Here is a 17376-nt window from a genome sequence, read left to right as displayed (position 1 = left end):
TATATTAGCTGAGTTTTAGGAGACAAGATAAAAGAATGGGATTTTGGCATTATACCTGTGATTTCCTAGTCCTAGGGCATAGCGTAGGCTACTGCGTTTACTAGTAGCTGGTGGTGTTCCTGACTGTATACTCCGTCGGCTCCTGGCGTGTTGTATCTCATCCAGTAGCCATCGCTGCTCGAGAATAGGAATACCCAGTGCTCTGCGCCGGGAGCATCATATACAGCTGCAGCGGCGCCCTCGATGTACCAGGAGAACCAGCCCCTTAGGGCGATCTTAGCGAGCACTGTTACTCCGTTGTCATCGGTGAAGGAGGCGTAGACGTAGTCTGCGTAGTACGAGTTGCTGGTGTCTGCGAGGTAATAGCTGCCGGAGATGCCGTTGAATAGTGGGCTCGAAGTGTCGGGTACGTATACTGCCACGTATGTTGGGTAGGTGTAGCCGTAGTCTCTAGTGTCGGGCGCCGGATATCCGGCCGCCTCTACTTGGGAGTTGTAGAGGTAGAGTATGTTTCCTAGGGTCCCATTACCCTCGTAGGCCCCGTCGAGTGCTACGAGGCCTATGTCGTGCTGGTCGAGGTACTTCAGGAAGTTTACAACGTCGGCTGAGCTCGGCACGTAGTCAACGTTGGACGCGGTCCAGTGGTCTACTACAACAACCTTCACAGCTGGGTCTGGGTTGGATAGGTAATCGGCTACACTGTTATAGGTTACAACGGTGTATCCATTGTTCTCTAGGAGAGTCTTGATCTGGCCGTAGACGTCTCCTATCACAGCTACCTTCACGGTGCCGCCTGTCTGGGTTGGCTGGAGCTGGAAGTCCACTGTTACGGTTGCCCCGGAGTCTACGCTTACAGTCTTGGTTTGCGACTGGTATCCGTTTGCCTCAGCTGTGACAGTATAGTTGCCGGGGGCCACGCTTATCTCGTAGTACCCGTTGCTGTCGGTTTGCACGCTCCCGACACCCTCGACTGTTACTGTAGCCCCAGCTATAGGCTGGCCGGTCGCCGCATCAATCACATGGCCGGATATGGTGCCGTTGGATGGCTGGGGGTTCGGGGATGGACTGCCGCCTCCACCATAGTTCTGGAGGGCGTAGGTGACCGCCTGGTAGGCGTCTATCCTTCCATATCCATACCTGGTGTCTTGTCCCTGTCCTCCAAGGTCTACTGCGGTCTTTGTTAGCGCCTCGTAGATCTTTTCGGGAGTGTCTGTTACGTTCCAATGAGTCCAGCCTAGAGCTGATAGTATGAGCGCGACAGTGCCCGCCACGTGTGGGGTTGCCATGCTGGTGCCGTCGAAGGCCTTGTACCCCCCGCCTGGGACGCTTGAGACGATGCTAACGCCTGGAGCTGACACGTCTGGCTTTATGTAGGAGGATGGATAGGTGTCGTAGAAGGGCCAGCTACTCGGTATGCTCTGGTAGTGTACGACTTCCCCGCTTGAGAAGCTCGCGACATTGTCGTTATCATCCGTGGCTCCTACTCCTATGACTCCCCATATGTTGCCGGGGTTGCTGCTGGTTCCTGGCCCGTCGTTGCCAATCGCCGCCACCACAATTATGTTTGCTTGGAGGGCGCTCTTTACCGCGTCTAATAGGTAGTCGCCATAGTAGCCGCTGGCGCCGAGGCTCATACTTATTACATGGGCCGGTGCATGGGTTGGGTTGCCGTTACAATCGTATGGGTTGACAGCCCACTCTATACCGGCGAGGACGCTCGCAAAGCTGCCGCTGCCCTGGGGGAGTACTAGTGCGTGCATGAGCTTGGCTCCGGGAGCGACTCCGATCACTATGTTGGAGCCGTCCCCGCCTAGGACTGTGCCGGAAACGTGTGTACCATGCTGGTCGGTATCATGGGGCTCGCTGCACACTGGGTTACCGTTCGAGTCGAACTCGATCCAGCCGCCAGGATAGTGGGGATCCCCGGGGGAAACTGTGAACATCTTGCCCTGGAGGGCTGGGTGGCTAATGTCTACACCAGTGTCTAGTACTGCTACTCTAACACCCTGCCCTGTAACGCCGTAGTCGGACCAAACCTTGTCGGCTCCTATCTTGTATATCCCCCACGATTCAACGCTCGCAGTGGATTGGATGGTTATACCCTTCTGGTTTAGGTCTAGGGCGTGGACCTCGAAGTTGGGGATTACTGCTTTTACTCCGGGCATGCCCGCGGCAGCCAGAGCAGTCTTCAGGTTACCCTCTACTAGGAGGGCGTTTACGATCCAGAAGCTCCTAATCACATTTCCACCGTTATTGAATACTGCCTGCTGGATACTCCACTGCGTCATGGCGGCATGCGTCTTAAGCGTCCTTGCTAGGAGGCTTGGGGTTACAAGTCCCTCGACCTTTGGTGTATCGAGTATTATGAAGAACTCTGCCTTTTCACCGTGAAGGAGCTTAGCTCTTAGGGAAGGGTCTATTTTTCCGAGTGCACTGGGGTTGGGGGCTGGGAGGGGATTGAATACTGGGAGGCCGACCTGGTCTACCAGCTTCGACCCACTATAGCCTAGAGATAGGCTGAGAGCTGCGGATGCTGGATAAGTTGCGGCGAGGAGCGCGACGAGGAATATTGCCACGAAGATCCTCGACCGATCCACTATTTTCACACCCGTTCATAATGGGTCTTCGTGATAGTTGCGTGTTGGGCGAGGGGATTTATAAGTGTTCCAAGCTTAATTAGAAACAATTATAAAAATATATTATGGAAAATTGAAAACCGCTGGCGTAATACCCAAAACATATCATTCCAGATGAAGATGGGATGGTAGAGGATGGGATCCCGGTGCACAGTAGCATGATATCCAAGACTGTAGGGTGGAGGATGAAGGAGAATACGCCATGGCTGGGTGTGCCGAGAGGCTTCCGCCTAAACAGAGACCACTGGCTGGCAGGTGCCAGGGAGAAAGAGTGGCTCAAGGAGGCATTAGAGGGCTTCTATAAGGGATCATCCAGTATTGTAGAGGACTCGCTCATTCTAATCCAAAAAGCCTATTCGCCCAGCGGCGGCTTCGGGGGAGAAGTATACGCCCACGCAGCGAGACTAGGCCTTCTAGCCTACGAGGATGGAGCATGGCGGTTCTACCCCACTGGGGCGCTGGCCAGCCTCCTAGAATCAACGGGGACCCCGACTATAAGCGTCGAGTATAAGGGGAGGTTGAAGGGGAGGAAGATCACCCTCCCCGAATGCCCAGAGGAGGCCGGATACGTCATTATATCGCAGCGTAGATATGTGGGGCCTGCTAAGATTATTGAGAGGAATCCTTGCATAGTAAGGGTTAAGGATATGGCTCCAAGAGGGTTTAAGCCCCTCCCATCGTCATCTATTGAAGATGCTGTAAATGTTAATAGAGCCTATATTGAGAGGCTTGCCGCTGAGGCCAGGGAGTTCATAAAGGCCCATGCTGGGAGCGGTAGGGTATACGTTGCAGTGAGCGGGGGCTTGGATAGCAGTGCCGCCCTCTCACTAGCCGTTGAGGCTGTGGGTAGGAGGCGTGTTGTAGCAGTCTATGCTGATACTGGAATGGAGTTCCCTGAGTCGAAGAGGACGGTCGAGGAACTCGCCGAGACGCTGGGTGTGGACCTCGACATTGTATCCCCCCAGGTCGACCCGGTGGAGGAGATTGCTAGGAGGGGGTTGATGGGGAAGGAGTACAGGTGGTGTACACGCCTCCTGAAGCTGGAGCCCCTCAGGGGCTACTATGAGGCGAGGGGTGCTAGGATAGTAGTGGATGGAGCCAGAGCTCTTGAGAGCGAGTCCCGTGCACTAACTCCCCGCGTGGGAGTAAACCCAGTCATCCCTGGAGTTAAGAGGCTCCTACCAATACACTCGTGGAGCCGTCTCGAGGTACAGCTCTACGCGTATCTCAAGGGACTTCCTGTCAACCCAGTATATGACCGGGGGCTCCACAGGATAGGATGCATGCTCTGTCCAGCTATGCATATTCACGAGATGAGGGTATCGATGGAGCTGAGCAGGGGCTTCTATCAAAGAATCTATAAAGTGCTACGGGAGTTGGGGATTAGGGATCCCGAGGAGTTCCTTTTAAGGGGGGAGTGGAGGAGGCTGGGTGTAAGAGCTTCAAGATAATATCCTTTGAGACATCCTCCAGGGTAATGGTGCCTTGGGGATTGCAGAGTGTACTAGAAGTCGATGGAGTTGTTAAGACGTACAGAGAGGTTAAAGCCTTAGACGATGTGACATTGAGGGTTGAAGAGGGGGAGGTGGCTGGCCTCGTAGGCCCCAATGGGGCCGGGAAGACAACCCTGCTGCGGGTTGCCCTCGGCATTCTTCGAAGGGATAGCGGAAGGGTGGAGCTGTTAGGGAGGGACCCGTTAAGGGACCCTAAGGCTAGGGAGAAGGTTGGAGTGATATTCGAGAGACCCAATCTCCCAAGCTCCGTGCCAGTAGGGCAGATCCTCGCCTACGCCGCTAGGATTAGGGGGGTGGGCAGTGAAGCTGTTAGGCAGGCCATTAAACTCGCAGGCCTCGAGGGGCACGAGTGGAAGCCGTTCACCAGCCTAAGCGCTGGCTTAAAGCAGAGAGCTGCTATAGCCCATGCCCTTGTTGGAGGCCCCCAATTCATAATAGCGGATGAGCCAACCAGCAACCTCGACCCGGTTGAGAGGATCAGGGTCCTTAACCTTATTGGCGAGTTGAACAGGGATCATGGGATAACATTCCTTGTATCAAGCCATATACTCCCGGAGATCGTTAGGATAGCCTCTAAGATAATAATAATGAATAGGGGGAGGATAGTTAAGAGCGGGTCCCCCGAGGAAGTCTTAGGCGGCCTAACCAGGGCTAGGATTAGGGGGAGCGACACTCAGTTACTAGAGAGGGTTCTCCGAGAGCACGGTTTCGATGTGGAAGTCGAGGGTTACAGCGTGGTAGTCCGCCTTTCCGGCCTACGGGATCAGGCGGGCCTCCTCGAGGCACTAGTCGACGCGGCAGGAAAGGGCCTCGTAGTCTACTCAGTAGACTTCGTGGAGGCATCGATAGAGGCCGAGCTAGCCGGGGGGTGAATAGTGGCGGGTGGAGGAAGGAAGATACTCTCACTCATAGTCTTGGACAGCCTAGACAGTCTCAGGCCTCCTGGATTCGACGTGATGATGCTAGTGATCGCCGCTTTAGGGGCGGTGATGGCCACTATCCAGCCTGCAACTCAATCCTACATACTAGCAAGGCTCGTTCTTGAACCCACACTATTCACAGTCGCCCTCTACCTGGGCCTTAGAGGGGCTAGTGGATTAGCGAGCCTTGTGAGGGAGGATATTATAGCAGTATACCTCTCATACCCGGTTTCCAGGATGGGGGTAGCCTTCTCGATACTCGCATCCCGAGTAGTGATCCCGGCATTCGCGCTACTAGGCCTCCCATCCCTGATAGCCGGGATAATACTTTACAGGGTGGTTGTAGGGGATCCGTTAGCGTACCTCGCAGTATTTACTGGCTACTTCATCCAGGCCCTCCTCTACGGTGTAGTCTTCCTATTCATAGCACTCACGACAAGGAGTAGTGGGACCGCCAGCGTGCTGAGTATAACATTCTACTTCGCATACAATGTGATATGGCTCCTCATCCAGTCTCTAGCCCCAAGCCTAGGTTCATGGGCCGATGAAGTTGCTCTGGCAATGCAGTTCCAAAGGGTAGCATATTTCGCAGTCCTGCACCACGAGGGCCTCTCCCCATCCAGGGTGACCCTGGGAGAGTACTTGTTCGTACCCATCCTAATAATCGTCTTCCTCGCACTGCTAATAGTGTATTTCGATAGGAGGTTCGAGCCGACATGAAGAGGTGGCCTCCGCTCTATCTGCGGATACTGGTTGTGATAGGGTTAGCCCTCATAATAGCTGCGAGTATATCAGACTACTATGGTGCCAAGACCCAAGCATCATATAATGGAAGCATCGATACAAAGGGTGCCCAGGGCGTGGCTGTCTTCCTAATGAGCATGGCGGGGGAGGGAGACGCCAATATCACCGTTAAAGGGGTCTCCACAGCCTTCTACATAACAAACGTCTCGGGCGATATAATGAGTCTTGTGAGTTCTCTCACAGTATTCAACATATCCGTCAATGCCTCCGAGACGGTGCATGACGTTAGAGCAGGACTCCTCTACGGCTACTCCACCCTAAGGACGAGTAAGTACCTATTAACCGCCCTCCCAGGCATTGCAAAGATGCTAGACTTCGCCATAAGACAGGCCCCGGCGAGCAACGGTACAGTCACGTTGAGAGTCCACCTCCTACCATCAGAGAGCGCGGTGGTCATAGGAGTCCCGGACAGCGAGATAGTAGACTACACTATAGAATATGAGCTAACCGGATATCATAGGATGAGCCTCACAGGGGCGCTAGTGCTTGGAGGAGCACTGACACTTGCTGGTATTGTAGGCTCGGTTATGTGGAGTAGGAAAACTGGTGGGGAATAGCCTGGATTATGGGGGATATGGGGAGGGACCCTCAAGTACTACTGTGAGCGTCAGCCTCCTGGGGCACCATGGTAGGGGCTGTGGAGCCAGAGGGTTTCCCATAGCTCTTGGTCCGAGATCTTCTCCTTCTCCGCTATCAACTTCTGGATCTGTACTAGGAGCGCGTGGTGCTTCATCTCATCATCTAGCATAGCCTCTATCAGCAATAGCAGTGCGGGGTCATCGACCTGCTCCTTCAAACGGGTCAGCTCCTTAATAGAGGTGCTCTCCTCCTCGATATGGCTCTTTATAGTCTCCTTTATCCTGTCAAGGTCCTCCTCTGTTATGAAGGGCCTATTATTCTCGATATAGTCCTTGATACCAGTTAGGATGAGATTGTGCTTCTCGGAATCCTTGGCTATAGCAAGGAACAGGCTCCTAAGGACTGGGTGCTTTAGGCTCTCAGCCAGGCTCCTTAACTGAGCCGCGTAGGTTAGCTCCTCCTTGAGCCAAGTCTTGACAAGTGAAAGTATTTCCTCTGACATGGAAAACCACCTCACCATATAATGTTGCTTGTTGAGGTTAATACGGTCTTTCCGAATAGTAGACTGTATTCAGATGGTTAGATTCCTCCCTTTACTCTTCACCTGCAACAATCTGTAAGGGTAGTCTTTGGGCGGAGAATTATACTTGAGCGAGAGGCTTGCGAGGCGGGAGGCAATCACCGCTTCCAGCGTCGCACCCCTAGCCTTGCTACTCTCCTCCCCCACGAGTATGAGGCTAGCACCAGCCTCTCCAGCCAGCGCTGTTAGGACACCTATACTAGCGTGTGTATCGGCGTCAACCAGCTCGTAGACATTGTTGATTCCCAGCATTATCGGCCCCAGCCCCTCATAGGATAATAGCTTCGCAGCGTAGAGGCCTTCGAGAGCTCCAGGCGCTACTGGGGGCTGGAGGACTGGGTCGAGTATGATCTTATCATAGCCGAGCCTCCTAGCAGTGGTGTAAGCCTGTGATAGCTGCCGGTAGCGGCTATGAGCGGAGCCTAGGCTTGAGGGTATTATAACGTATGCCAGTAGGCTCCTAGCATCCTCGGTTATGGTTGCGAGCTGGTTGGGTGTGAGGCTCATCCATCCTTCAGCCCCCAGTGAGTAGGCTTCCTCTGGGTCTAGGAGCCCTATTTGATCAACGAATACAGTGTAGTCTATGGAGAGCTTCTTAACGAGCCTCTGGTACTCCTCCCTGCCAGTGGCTCGTGTGGCTCCTAGAACGATTATGTTCGCCCCCTCAGACACCCTTCTCAACGCTTCCTCGTAGGCGTTGTTATCCTTCTCAACGTATACTTCTGAGGCGACGAGTATTGGAGGTGGCTTCAATGGTATTCTCGGACCTCTATCCCAGGCGGTCCGGTAGTCTCGGTAGAGTGATTCAGCCGCCTCGATGATATGGTTGTAGTAGAATGCCTCCGGGTCTTTGGTGAAGGCGCACCAGTCGCGGGAGGCTTTAGCTAGGATCTCGGGCAGCAGGTCCAGATGGGGTATTCTCACCTTAACGCAGTCTCCTCTAGGATGACTATTTCTGGGAGAGTACAGGACTAGGTCTCCCTCCTGGCAAGCATCTTTGTATGCGTGTGCTTCAATCCCAGTAGCAGACTTGATCATCTCGAGGAGTGCTTCATCGACGGGCTTGTGGGATTTAATGAGTATCCTCCTGGGCATGCAGGCTACTTCTCTAGGCATTCCAGCTCCTCCCGGAACCGGGACCATAGGTCTAGCAGGGTGTAGTGAACCTGCTCCTTGAATCCCCCAGGCGGCTTGGGCTGGTAGAGGATTCTCTCTTCCCCAGGTATGATGACTGTATGGGGATTCTTCTCTCTCACCCTTCTTATAGCGTAGACTTCGGGGAAGTAGTAGGCTTCCAGGTCCTCGCCCATATCATACCTGTAGTCTCCGATAAGCAGGGGTTTGAGGAACCTCTGCCTCATCCATCTATAGATTTGGCTCCATCCTCTCCGATGGGCTTCTGCGACTAGAGTATAGTATATGTTCCTCGCAAGCAGGGGTCCCTCGCCTAGGAGGTTCCCGAGCAGGTCTTCCAGGTCCCTCCACCTGGGCCCCTCAGCTACCGCTCTGACGCTGGCTTCAACCGCTGCTGCGGCTGCCTGGTAGTCTGCGTTCTCCGGTGTATCCATGGGAGTGTGGTAGAAGCCTCTAACCTTCTCATTCCATAGGCTGTGGATGCTTATCGTGGGGATTCCAGCGGATGCGAAGCTCATACTATCGCACTCCGGGCACTCCACCATCCTCTTCAATGCAGGGACCCCCAGGGTCCCCAAGTGCTCATGGACTCTCCCAGCGTACTGGGGGCTCCCCGATACTACTAGGGGCCTGCTCCCTGCAATGTCATAGTTAATGTAGACAAGGTACTCTCCCGTGAGCCCCGCCTCGACCAGCTGGCGGGTATACCACCTGCTCCCCCAAGCCCAGTACCAGCCCGCGTATCCTGGGGCGCCGTGCTCCTCCGCGGTGAACGAGAGCAGCTCAACCCCATACCCCCTTCTGGATAATGCTTCAGCTGCGAGGATAGACTGCGCTATACCCAGCATGTTGTCCTGGAACCCCCCATACCAGCGGTCGTAATGGGATCCCACGGCGACGAGGCCCCTCCCGCCTATACGCGCCCTAATAGTATAGCCGGTCGAGTCAACCGTCTCAGCCTCAACACTCAGCCTAGCCCTCCCCTCCCAGGCGATCCTCCGGGCACTATCAACGTCTACTACAACCACGGGTATCGGGGTTGGAGCCCCCGAGGTGTAGCTGTACCCCCACGCGCCCGTTGAGACTATCTTCCTCTCAACCGGGCTCCCCACTATTAGTCCTACAGCGCCAGCCTCCCAGGCGTGTAGGGCTGCGTACTTCAGATCGTCGGGGTTGCCCGGTGGGATGACGACTGCGATCCTCCCCTCGGGAAAGCGACGCCATGCCCTGTAGTCGCTTGGGTCGCCCTCTATGTGGTGTACTGGTGCCTCGACATCCCATGACTCTACGTAGGGGGCTACAGCCGTGAAGGCTGGCTTGGGCTCTACGGATACGCTCTTAAGCCTCCACGAGGAGACCGGGGTTGAGAGGAGCTCTGCCTCTACTCCGAGCTCCTCCTCAATAATCCCCCTTATCCTCTCAGCCTCACGGACCTCCCCCTTTCCTCCTGCTACGTGCTCTCTCCCATCGTAGAGGAGTTCTGCGATCCTCTTCAGCCTCTCTACTTGCTCCATCAATTACCGCACCCAACTACGGCTGTCTAGAGGGGTTCCCCGGGAGGCGTATATTCTTGTGGGGCCACGTTATACTGTTGGGCTCAGAGGGCTCCTAGTCTTCACAGGCCCTCATAAGCTGGGGCCTCGGTGTCCACCACACTCATCACAGCCCTACATCCCAGTGGGGTGGAGGGGTCGCCTAAGGGCTCCCTCACGACTCGATCTTGACTGGCTCGACCACCGCCTCTTCCAGGGCGCCTGCCAGCTCCTTAAGGGTCACGTCTGCACCTAGACCCTTGAAGGCCTGTTTAAGCTCCCCCGGATATGGGTACTCGTCTACCCAGGCCCATAACTCGTACCATGGCTCCTCTAGTATAATATAGCCCTGGTAGAGGAGCCCCCTGCTCGTCCTCCTCAGGGCTGCTGCGGCAACCTTCTTCCCCTCATGGTAGAGGTCTGCAGCCCCCGTGTAGGCTAGGCATATATCCGTTTCTCTCGGCGTGAGCCTCCTCCTCTCCCATGGACGCCGGGAATACTCAACACTATAGCCGAGGCTTACTAGCGCATCCCTTAGCCAGGAGGCGAAGCTCACAGCCGCAGACACCACGTCTACCCTGTAGAGCGGGCTCGATGCGGGGGCGTAGGCGTGTATTGTGAGGGTCCCTGGATGGTGGAGTATAGTTAAACCGCCGGTAGGCCTCCAAACCACCTCTACCCCCCTGGAGGCCAGCCTTGAAGGAGAGTACTTCCAACGGGCCTCCTGCCTCCTTCCAAGGGATACTGCTAGCCTCGACCATACTCCTATGCGGAAGGAGAGCTTGTTAACCCTCAACAAATAGTCTAAGTCTAGGCTCATCTGCCTCTCAGCACCAGCAACTATCACGCCTAGGAAGCGCGGCTTGGGCAATGCATCTTCCTCCTCACAGCCTCATATACCTCCTCGGCCCTGTAGCTTGTCCTAGCCAGTGGGTGGGCTAGGACATACTTGAATCCAAGACTGTAGGCTCTCATCTCAAACTCCTTGAACTCACCCAGACTGTAGTGCCTTGCCACCTTCACCTGCTTGGGGCTCGGCCTCAGGTACTGGCTTAAAACCAGCACATCTACTCCCACGCTCACTAGATCCCTCATAGCCTCTACCACTTCCTCCTTCTCCTCCCCGAGGCCGAGGAGTATGCTTGACTTAGTCACAATACACTCATCGTACTCCTTCACATACCTGAGAACGTTAAGGCTCTGCTCATACCCAGCCCTGGGATCCCTCACTAACGGCGTGATCCTCCTAACAGCCTCAATGTTGTGAGCGTATACATCAACCCCCGAAGAAGCGACTAGCTCAACGTGCTCCCTTACACCTCCGAAGTCGGGGGTTAAGACCTCGACCTTGACTCCACCAATGCCCTTAACTGCCTTTACTACCCTGGCGTAGTGGCTCGCACCACCATCTGGGAGATCGTCTCTTGTAACACTCGTTATCGTTACATATCTCAAACCCAGCCTCCTCACGGCCTCAGCGATCCTCGCGGGCTCGGAGGGGTCGGGGGGTAAGGGCTTCCCCTTCTTCACATAGCAGAACCTGCATCCCCTAGTACAGATGTCTCCTAGTATGAGGAAGGTCGTGGCACCCTTCCTCCAGCAGTCTAGGATATTGGGGCAGAGGCTCTCCTCGCACACAGTGTGAAGCCCTAGACTCCTTAGCAGCTTGGATATCCTCTGGATCTCCGCTCCCTCCCCAGGCTTGAGCCTAACCTTCCACCCCACCCTGGATCATCCTCTACCCAGTAATCCCTAGACTGATCGAGGCAATGGGATCTCCTGGGCCCACCTGATCCCCTGGATTGACGAAGACCTCCAACACCCTCCCCTCCACGGGGGAGTCAACCTCTATTACAACCTTTTCAAGCTCCAGCTCAGCCAATAGCTCCCCACGATACACGTGGTCCCCTGGCTTCTTATGGACTGCAACCACTTTGGCACGCCAATCCCTCCTGCTCGGCCAGACGTCGCTTGGCACCTTTACCAGCTGGATATTTTCTCCCAATCCTACACCACCGTTCAAGTCTACTGGTAGTTTCCGAGCATTTATTACTCCATAATCCTCTGTGACAAGGGCGGGCAGGCTCCACAAGTTAAACTATTATAACACTTTACCCCACACCAATCGTCCACCTATATGGAGATGCCTCTTGGAGTATGACTTCAACCCCTCCATATACAGGCTGAGGGAGAGCCCGACTAGAAAAATCGACTCGGTAAGGGAGAAGCTGGCGAGGGAAGGGCGCGACATTATACTCCTCTCGACAGGGCAGCCGAGCATCCCGCCTCCAAGGTGGGTCCGGGAGGAGCTCGCTGAGAGGCTGTTGGCCGACGATATGCGCCTCTACGCCTACACCCCCAGCCAGGGGCGTGGGAGCGTTAGGGATGCGATTAGGAGGGAGCTGGCGAGGCATGGTGTGGAGGTCGGATCAGACCAGATAACCCTTACAGCTGGGGGGCAGTCCGCATTATTCTCCGTCGCCGCAGCCCTCTTCAAGCCAGGCGATAGAGTAGTTGTATTCGACCCGATGTACTTCGGCTACTGGCCCCTCCTAGACTATATTGGAGCCGAGGCGATCGTGTTGAGGGAGGATCTCGACGCAGGATTCCAGCCGCCAATAGAGGAGTTGAAGGAAACATTGTCACGGGTGAGGGTTAAGGGGGTGATCCTCGTCTCTCCAGAACAACCCTACTGGGAGGGTAGTCGATGGTGACGTTGCGAGGGCTCTAGCGGATCTAGCCGTAGACTATGGCTTTATCATTATAACCGATGAGGCCTACAGGAGCCTTGTCTACGAGGGAGAGCACATCTACCTGTATAACCTAGCCCCTGAGAACGTTGTATCCGTGAATACTTTCAGCAAAGACCCAGGCATACCGGGGTGGAGGCTGGGGTTCGTTTATGGTCCAAGAGAGATAGTGGAGAAGGTGAAGCTCCTAGTCAGCGAGACAGTCTACTGTCCACCATCGATTGCTCAAGAGCTTGTAGAGATCTATCTCGGCAACCCGTCTAGGATGGAGGAGCACCTCAAACATGTAAGGAGCGTGTATGCTGCGAGAAGGGACGCTCTAGTAGAGGCGTTGAGGAAATACCTGCCAAAGGCAAGGTTCATAGTCCCACGGGGCGGGATGTTCGTGTTCGCCGACCTAAAAGAACATCTCTCCCCACTAGGACTTGACGCGGACAGGTTGGCCGAGCTCCTGCTCACTAGGAAGGGAGTCGCCGTGGTACCGGGCTCCTACTTCAGCCAGCACTATAAGTATGCCGTGAGGTTCAGCTTTGTATCAGAGTCGGAGGAGAGGATAAGGGAGGGGGTGAAGAGGATAGCTGAGCTGCTCGGCGAGCTATAAGCCTCCCTCCATGGGTCTCAGTGGGTAAATATGCGGTGGCATGGTATTGCTAGTCGAAGCGGCTTGGTGGATGCTGAGACGCCTGCCCCCAGGGGTAGCGTATAAGATAGTCCACTCTACCCCATACTGGCTCGCCATGCTAGTAGCCTCTACAGGAGGGGTGAGGGAGGAGTATCCCCTGGAATTCCTTGGCGCAAGGTTGCGTAACCCGGTAGGGCTCGCGGCGGGGCTCGATAAAGACGGGGATCTCATGTGGATCAGCTACAAGCTAGGCTTCGGCTTCACGGTTGTAGGAAGCATAATGCCAGCGAGGCACAGGGGTGCCAGGGTCAAGGTTCTTAAACGCCTCCCTGATGGGAGCCTCATAAACAGGCTTGGGCTTCCGAGCAAGGGGGTGGACTATGCAGTTAGGAGGCTGGAGGACAAGCCCCCTATACCGGTCGCCGCGAACATAGCTTCCCTTACAATGGATGGATACCGTAGGGTCTACGAGAAGGTTCATGGGCTTGTTGACTGGGTTGAGGTCAACGTTTCCTGCCCTAACACCGAGGAGCACGGGACCTTCGAAAAGCCGGAAATGGTTGAAAGAATACTATCCACCCTACCCCACGACACTACTCCAACCCTGGTAAAACTCCCTCCAGTAGAGGACCGTGAGCTGGTGAGGGAATACGCCCAGGTTATTGCCAGGTCTAACGCGGCTGGAGCAGTAGTATCTAATACCCTCAAAGTTAACCTTGATGGTGTCCAGGCCGGGTTGAGCGGGGAAAGACTATACCCTGTAATGATCAGGATGCTGCGGTGGATGAGGGAGCTACTCCCAGAGGACAAGGTGCTGGTTGCCGTCGGCGGGATCACTCGCCCGGAGAGGGCTGTTGAGGCTTTAGAGTATGCCAATGCGATAGAGGTCCTCTCAGCCCTACTCTACTATGGCCCCGGGAGGGTTAGGGAAATAATAGAGGCGGCCTCAAGAGCGGTAATGAAGAGGTAGCACGCGAGTATATGGGGGCAGCATATTGGACCTGGAGCGCAAAGAGCTAACCCTAGCAGTACTCGTCCTAGCACCGGGCCTCATACTAAGGCTGTTCCTTGCCCCCTATACTACAGGGAGCGATATACCCCAGTTCGCGGGATTCGCCGACACATTCCTAAGGCACGGTCTCTCATTCTACAATTACAGCGACGGCAGCCATTACAGGGAGGAGGGCTGGCCCTACCCTTGGCCCTACCCGTATGGTCCGCTATTCATAGTCATACTAGGGCTCCTCCGCCTCGCCGCTCCCGGCAAGGTGACAGCATCATTTCAGGGTGGAGTTTACATTGTGAAGGCGCCGATGGACTGGATAGTTGCGAACAAGCTCCTATACATAGCCTTCGACACGATAGTTGGGGTGGAATTATACCTTCTTGGGAGGAGGCTTGGATGGGGCAGGAGCAAGTCACTAGTCCTCTCCATACTATACTATTACAACCCGATGACTATCTACATCTCCAGCATATACGGGATGTTCGACCAGATACCGTTAGCCCTCCTCCTAGCAGGGGTACTAGCCCTTATGAGGGGCAGGCGATGGTGGGCCTCACTACTCTGGGGATTAGGGGTCGCGGTTAAGCCCAGCATAGTCATCCCCTTAATTCCCCTCTACATCCACCTCTGGTTTAAGAAGGGATCAAGGGAGGCGCTAGAATCAGCTGCTGTGACCCTTGCAGTCCCCCTAATCCTGTTTGCCCCCTTCGCCCTCGCCAGCCCCTCCGGGGTTGGAGTCTACATCCACGGGGTCAAGGAGATATCTGAACCCAACTACGCATCTCCACCCGTCTATAGCTTCAACGGGCTCTCCAGCATAGCATTCTACGCCTGGATCCATGAGGGAGTCAATACCAGCTCCCTCCTACGGGCATGGCCGCTCCTCTTCACCCCCCTATACCTTGTAGGCCTCTACCATGCTGCTAGGCACCACACCCCCTTGCCGGCCATGGCACTGGCCCAGGCAGCATACACTGCCTCATACTGGAGGGTGAACCACCAGTACCTAGTTGTAACCATAGGCCTACTCATAGCCAGTCTCCCCCTCTATGAAACCATTGCTGAAAAGGCGCTAGCCCTCCTAGTAACGATAGTGGCGGGATTGTGGCCCCTCCTCTACCCCATATCCTTCTGGGCACGAGTCCACATAATTAGTCCGAACCCGCTTGTCGCTGGATTCCTAAGAAAAACCTCGCTCAACATAGTAGACGACCTCATATACGTATACTATAGCATCGCCTTGACACTAGCCCAGATCCTCCTCGTTATAGTGGCGGCCGCATGCCTAGAGGAGAAGGCTAGAGGGACTAGACCATAGCGTTGAATAATCCATGATCACAGCACACGAGTAAATCTGTTGGTATGGAAATAATAAAATTCTTATCCTACCAGGCAGATATGATCAGCAGGGGTTTAACCCCTAGGGTGTAAGAGTTGGAGTTCAAACTACTAAGACTTGACCTATCCTCCTGGAAGGCCCGTGAAGAGAAGATCCCCGAAGACATCCTAAGGAAGTACATAGGAGGGAGAGGACTAGGAGCATACCTCGCTATGAAGGAGATTCCTCCAGGCATAGACCCCCTCTCGCCTGAGAACAAGATCTACATACTCACCGGGCCCCTCGTAGGCACCGGTGCCTTCGAGTCCGGCAGGTACCATGTTGTAGGGAAGAGCCCCCTAACGGGAATACTGGGTGACTCTAACAGCGGCGGCCAGTTCGGCCCCTGGCTCCGCTTCGCCGGCTATGACGGTATAGTTGTTGAAGGCGCAAGCGATGAGCCGGTATGGGTCAGCATAGTTGACGGAGAGGTTCAATTCCACCTAGCAAAGCATCTGTGGGGCAAGGGCGTAGTACACACTGAGAACAAGATAAGGGAGGAGATGAAGACGCCCAGCGAGCACGTGGGGAGTGTTTTAAGCATTGGACCCGCGGGAGAGAACCTATCAAAGATAGCGGCGATAATGAACGACAAGTACCGCGCTGCGGGTAGAACAGGGCTTGCAGCAGTGCTCGGGGCTAAGAAGCTCAAGGCAATATTCGTTAAGGGTTCAAGGAAGATTGAGATCGTTGACAAGGAGAAGTTCAAGGAGGAGTCAAAGAAGATCATAGATAAGATAATGAAGCACTCGATAAGCGAGGCGTTAAGCAAGTTCGGAACAGCTGTCCTAGTCAACATAATAAACGCTCACGGCGGCTTCCCCGCCAAGAACTGGACAAGGGGTACCTTCGAGAAGGCCTTCGAGATAAGCGGCGAGTACCTCGCCGAGAAGTATCTCGTGTCCAACAAGGGATGCTGGGGCTGCGTGATAAGATGCTCAAGGGTGTCAAAGGTCGACTCCGGCCCCTACAGGACCCCCGTCTCCGAGGGGCCAGAGTATGAGAGCATATGGGCTATGGGGGCAAACACCACGATAGGCGATATGGAGGCGCTGATAAAGCTAAACTACCTGGCAAACGACCTCGGCTTCGACACAATCAGCCTAGGGAACACTGTAGCGACTCTCATGGAGCTCTATGAGAAGGCTAAGAAGGGGGAGCTCCCAGAGGAGAAGGCTAAGGAGCTAGAATCCCTCCTAGCCGATATAGAGCCCACATGGGGTAATGCCGCCGCATTCACCCAGCTGATATGGAGGATGGCGTACAGGCACGGCATAGGTGACATAGCCGCTGAGGGTGCGATGAGGCTGGCGGAGCACTTCGGCTCCCCAGACTCCGCCATACACGTGAGGGGACTAGAGCTCCCCGCCTATGATCCCAGGGCTATCAACAGTATGGCTCTAAGCTACGCTACCAGCAACAGGGGAGGTTGCCACCTGAGGGCCTACTCCATCAGCTTCGACGTGCTGGGTGTGCCGGAGAAGTTCGATCCGCTGGCGATCGATAAGAGGAAGGTCGAGCTGGTGAAGTACCAGCAGGACTACTTCTCTGTAATCGACAGCCTGGTTCTCTGCAAGTTCAACACGTTCGCAACAGACCACAACGACTATGTTGGGGTATTAAACGCTGTGACCGGATGGGATGTTACAGCGGATGAGCTCCTAACAGCGGGTGAGAGGATCTATAACTTGGAGAGGCTATTCGCTGTGAGAGAGGGCCACGGCTACCGGGACTATCTACCCAAGAGGCTCCTCGAGGAGCCGCTCCCAGACGGGCCAGCTAAGGGTAGGACTGCGAAGGAGGCGCTAGACGCCTACCTCCCATACTACTACGAGCTGAGGGGATGGGAGGAAGGCAAGCCGAAGCCGGAGACCCTGAAGAGGCTGGGGCTGGACGAGTTCCTCTACATCCTCTAACCATA

At 55.0% G+C, this 17376-nt stretch carries 15 protein-coding genes and 1 pseudogene; 9 read left to right on the top strand and 7 right to left on the bottom strand.

What is annotated here, in order from left to right:
- Window positions 1–71 precede the first annotated feature (71 nt).
- Window positions 72–2597 (bottom strand): S8 family serine peptidase, encoded by a 2526-nt coding sequence (locus ACZ47H_RS00285; RefSeq protein ID WP_464933239.1) that lies wholly within the window; start codon window positions 2595–2597, stop codon window positions 72–74.
- A gap of 164 nt (window positions 2598–2761) precedes the next feature.
- Here ACZ47H_RS00285 and ACZ47H_RS00280 point away from each other — a divergent pair, with 164 nt between their 5' ends.
- From ACZ47H_RS00280 to ACZ47H_RS00265, 4 genes are read left to right on the top strand one after another with little or no spacing between them, the layout of a single operon-like run.
- Window positions 2762–4087: a phosphoadenosine phosphosulfate reductase domain-containing protein gene (locus ACZ47H_RS00280; RefSeq protein WP_464933238.1), complete on the top strand. Its 1326-nt coding sequence runs from the start codon at window positions 2762–2764 to the stop codon at window positions 4085–4087.
- Window positions 4088–4128: 41 nt separating this feature from the next.
- Window positions 4129–5022, top strand: coding sequence for an ABC transporter ATP-binding protein (locus ACZ47H_RS00275; RefSeq protein ID WP_464933237.1), 894 nt, complete (start codon window positions 4129–4131; stop codon window positions 5020–5022).
- A gap of 3 nt (window positions 5023–5025) precedes the next feature.
- Entirely contained in the window at window positions 5026–5790 is a 765-nt protein-coding gene (locus ACZ47H_RS00270) for a hypothetical protein (protein ID WP_464933236.1), read from the top strand.
- Window positions 5787–6431 (top strand): hypothetical protein, encoded by a 645-nt coding sequence (locus tag ACZ47H_RS00265; RefSeq protein ID WP_464933235.1) that lies wholly within the window; start codon window positions 5787–5789, stop codon window positions 6429–6431. Before ACZ47H_RS00270 ends, ACZ47H_RS00265 begins: the two co-directional genes overlap by 4 nt.
- A gap of 50 nt (window positions 6432–6481) precedes the next feature.
- Here ACZ47H_RS00265 and ACZ47H_RS00260 read toward each other — a convergent pair whose 3' ends face one another.
- The 6 genes from ACZ47H_RS00260 to ACZ47H_RS00235 all read right to left on the bottom strand — a co-directional run bounded on the left by ACZ47H_RS00260 (window position 6482) and on the right by ACZ47H_RS00235 (window position 11704).
- A complete protein-coding gene (locus ACZ47H_RS00260) occupies window positions 6482–6955 on the bottom strand; it encodes a ferritin-like domain-containing protein (RefSeq protein ID WP_464933234.1) in 474 nt (157 codons plus the stop codon).
- Between the two features lie 69 nt (window positions 6956–7024).
- Complete coding sequence (locus tag ACZ47H_RS00255; RefSeq protein WP_464933233.1) at window positions 7025–8149, bottom strand: hypothetical protein; 1125 nt, start codon at window positions 8147–8149, stop codon at window positions 7025–7027.
- Entirely contained in the window at window positions 8134–9681 is a 1548-nt protein-coding gene (locus ACZ47H_RS00250) for a M28 family peptidase (RefSeq protein WP_464933232.1), read from the bottom strand. Before ACZ47H_RS00250 ends, ACZ47H_RS00255 begins: the two co-directional genes overlap by 16 nt.
- Before the next feature lie 193 nt (window positions 9682–9874).
- Entirely contained in the window at window positions 9875–10570 is a 696-nt protein-coding gene (locus ACZ47H_RS00245) for a lipoyl protein ligase domain-containing protein (protein WP_464933231.1), read from the bottom strand.
- A complete protein-coding gene (gene lipA, locus ACZ47H_RS00240) occupies window positions 10549–11424 on the bottom strand; it encodes a lipoyl synthase (RefSeq protein WP_464933230.1) in 876 nt (291 codons plus the stop codon). The genes ACZ47H_RS00245 and lipA overlap by 22 nt, the downstream gene beginning before the upstream one ends.
- A gap of 13 nt (window positions 11425–11437) precedes the next feature.
- A complete protein-coding gene (locus tag ACZ47H_RS00235) occupies window positions 11438–11704 on the bottom strand; it encodes a biotin/lipoyl-containing protein (protein WP_464933229.1) in 267 nt (88 codons plus the stop codon).
- Between the two features lie 145 nt (window positions 11705–11849).
- Here ACZ47H_RS00235 and ACZ47H_RS00230 point away from each other — a divergent pair, with 145 nt between their 5' ends.
- From ACZ47H_RS00230 to ACZ47H_RS00210, 5 genes and pseudogenes are all read left to right on the top strand, one after another.
- Window positions 11850–12413 (top strand): aminotransferase class I/II-fold pyridoxal phosphate-dependent enzyme, encoded by a 564-nt coding sequence (locus ACZ47H_RS00230; RefSeq protein WP_464933228.1) that lies wholly within the window; start codon window positions 11850–11852, stop codon window positions 12411–12413.
- Window positions 12414–12450: 37 nt separating this feature from the next.
- A pseudogene (locus tag ACZ47H_RS00225) lies at window positions 12451–13050 on the top strand (pyridoxal phosphate-dependent aminotransferase); the annotation flags it as partial.
- A 46-nt stretch (window positions 13051–13096) separates the two neighbouring features.
- Window positions 13097–14041, top strand: coding sequence for a dihydroorotate dehydrogenase (locus tag ACZ47H_RS00220; RefSeq protein WP_464933227.1), 945 nt, complete (start codon window positions 13097–13099; stop codon window positions 14039–14041).
- Window positions 14042–14066: 25 nt separating this feature from the next.
- On the top strand, window positions 14067–15395 hold the full coding sequence (locus tag ACZ47H_RS00215) for a glycosyltransferase 87 family protein (RefSeq protein WP_464933226.1): 1329 nt from the start codon (window positions 14067–14069) through the stop codon (window positions 15393–15395).
- Window positions 15396–15511: 116 nt separating this feature from the next.
- Window positions 15512–17371, top strand: coding sequence for an aldehyde ferredoxin oxidoreductase family protein (locus ACZ47H_RS00210; protein WP_464933225.1), 1860 nt, complete (start codon window positions 15512–15514; stop codon window positions 17369–17371).
- The last annotated feature ends 5 nt before the right edge of the window (window positions 17372–17376 follow it).

The organism is Thermodiscus maritimus (assembly GCF_055382595.1).
The sequence above is the reverse complement of the archived record's forward strand: the minus strand, read 5'-3'. Positions and strand labels throughout refer to the sequence as shown.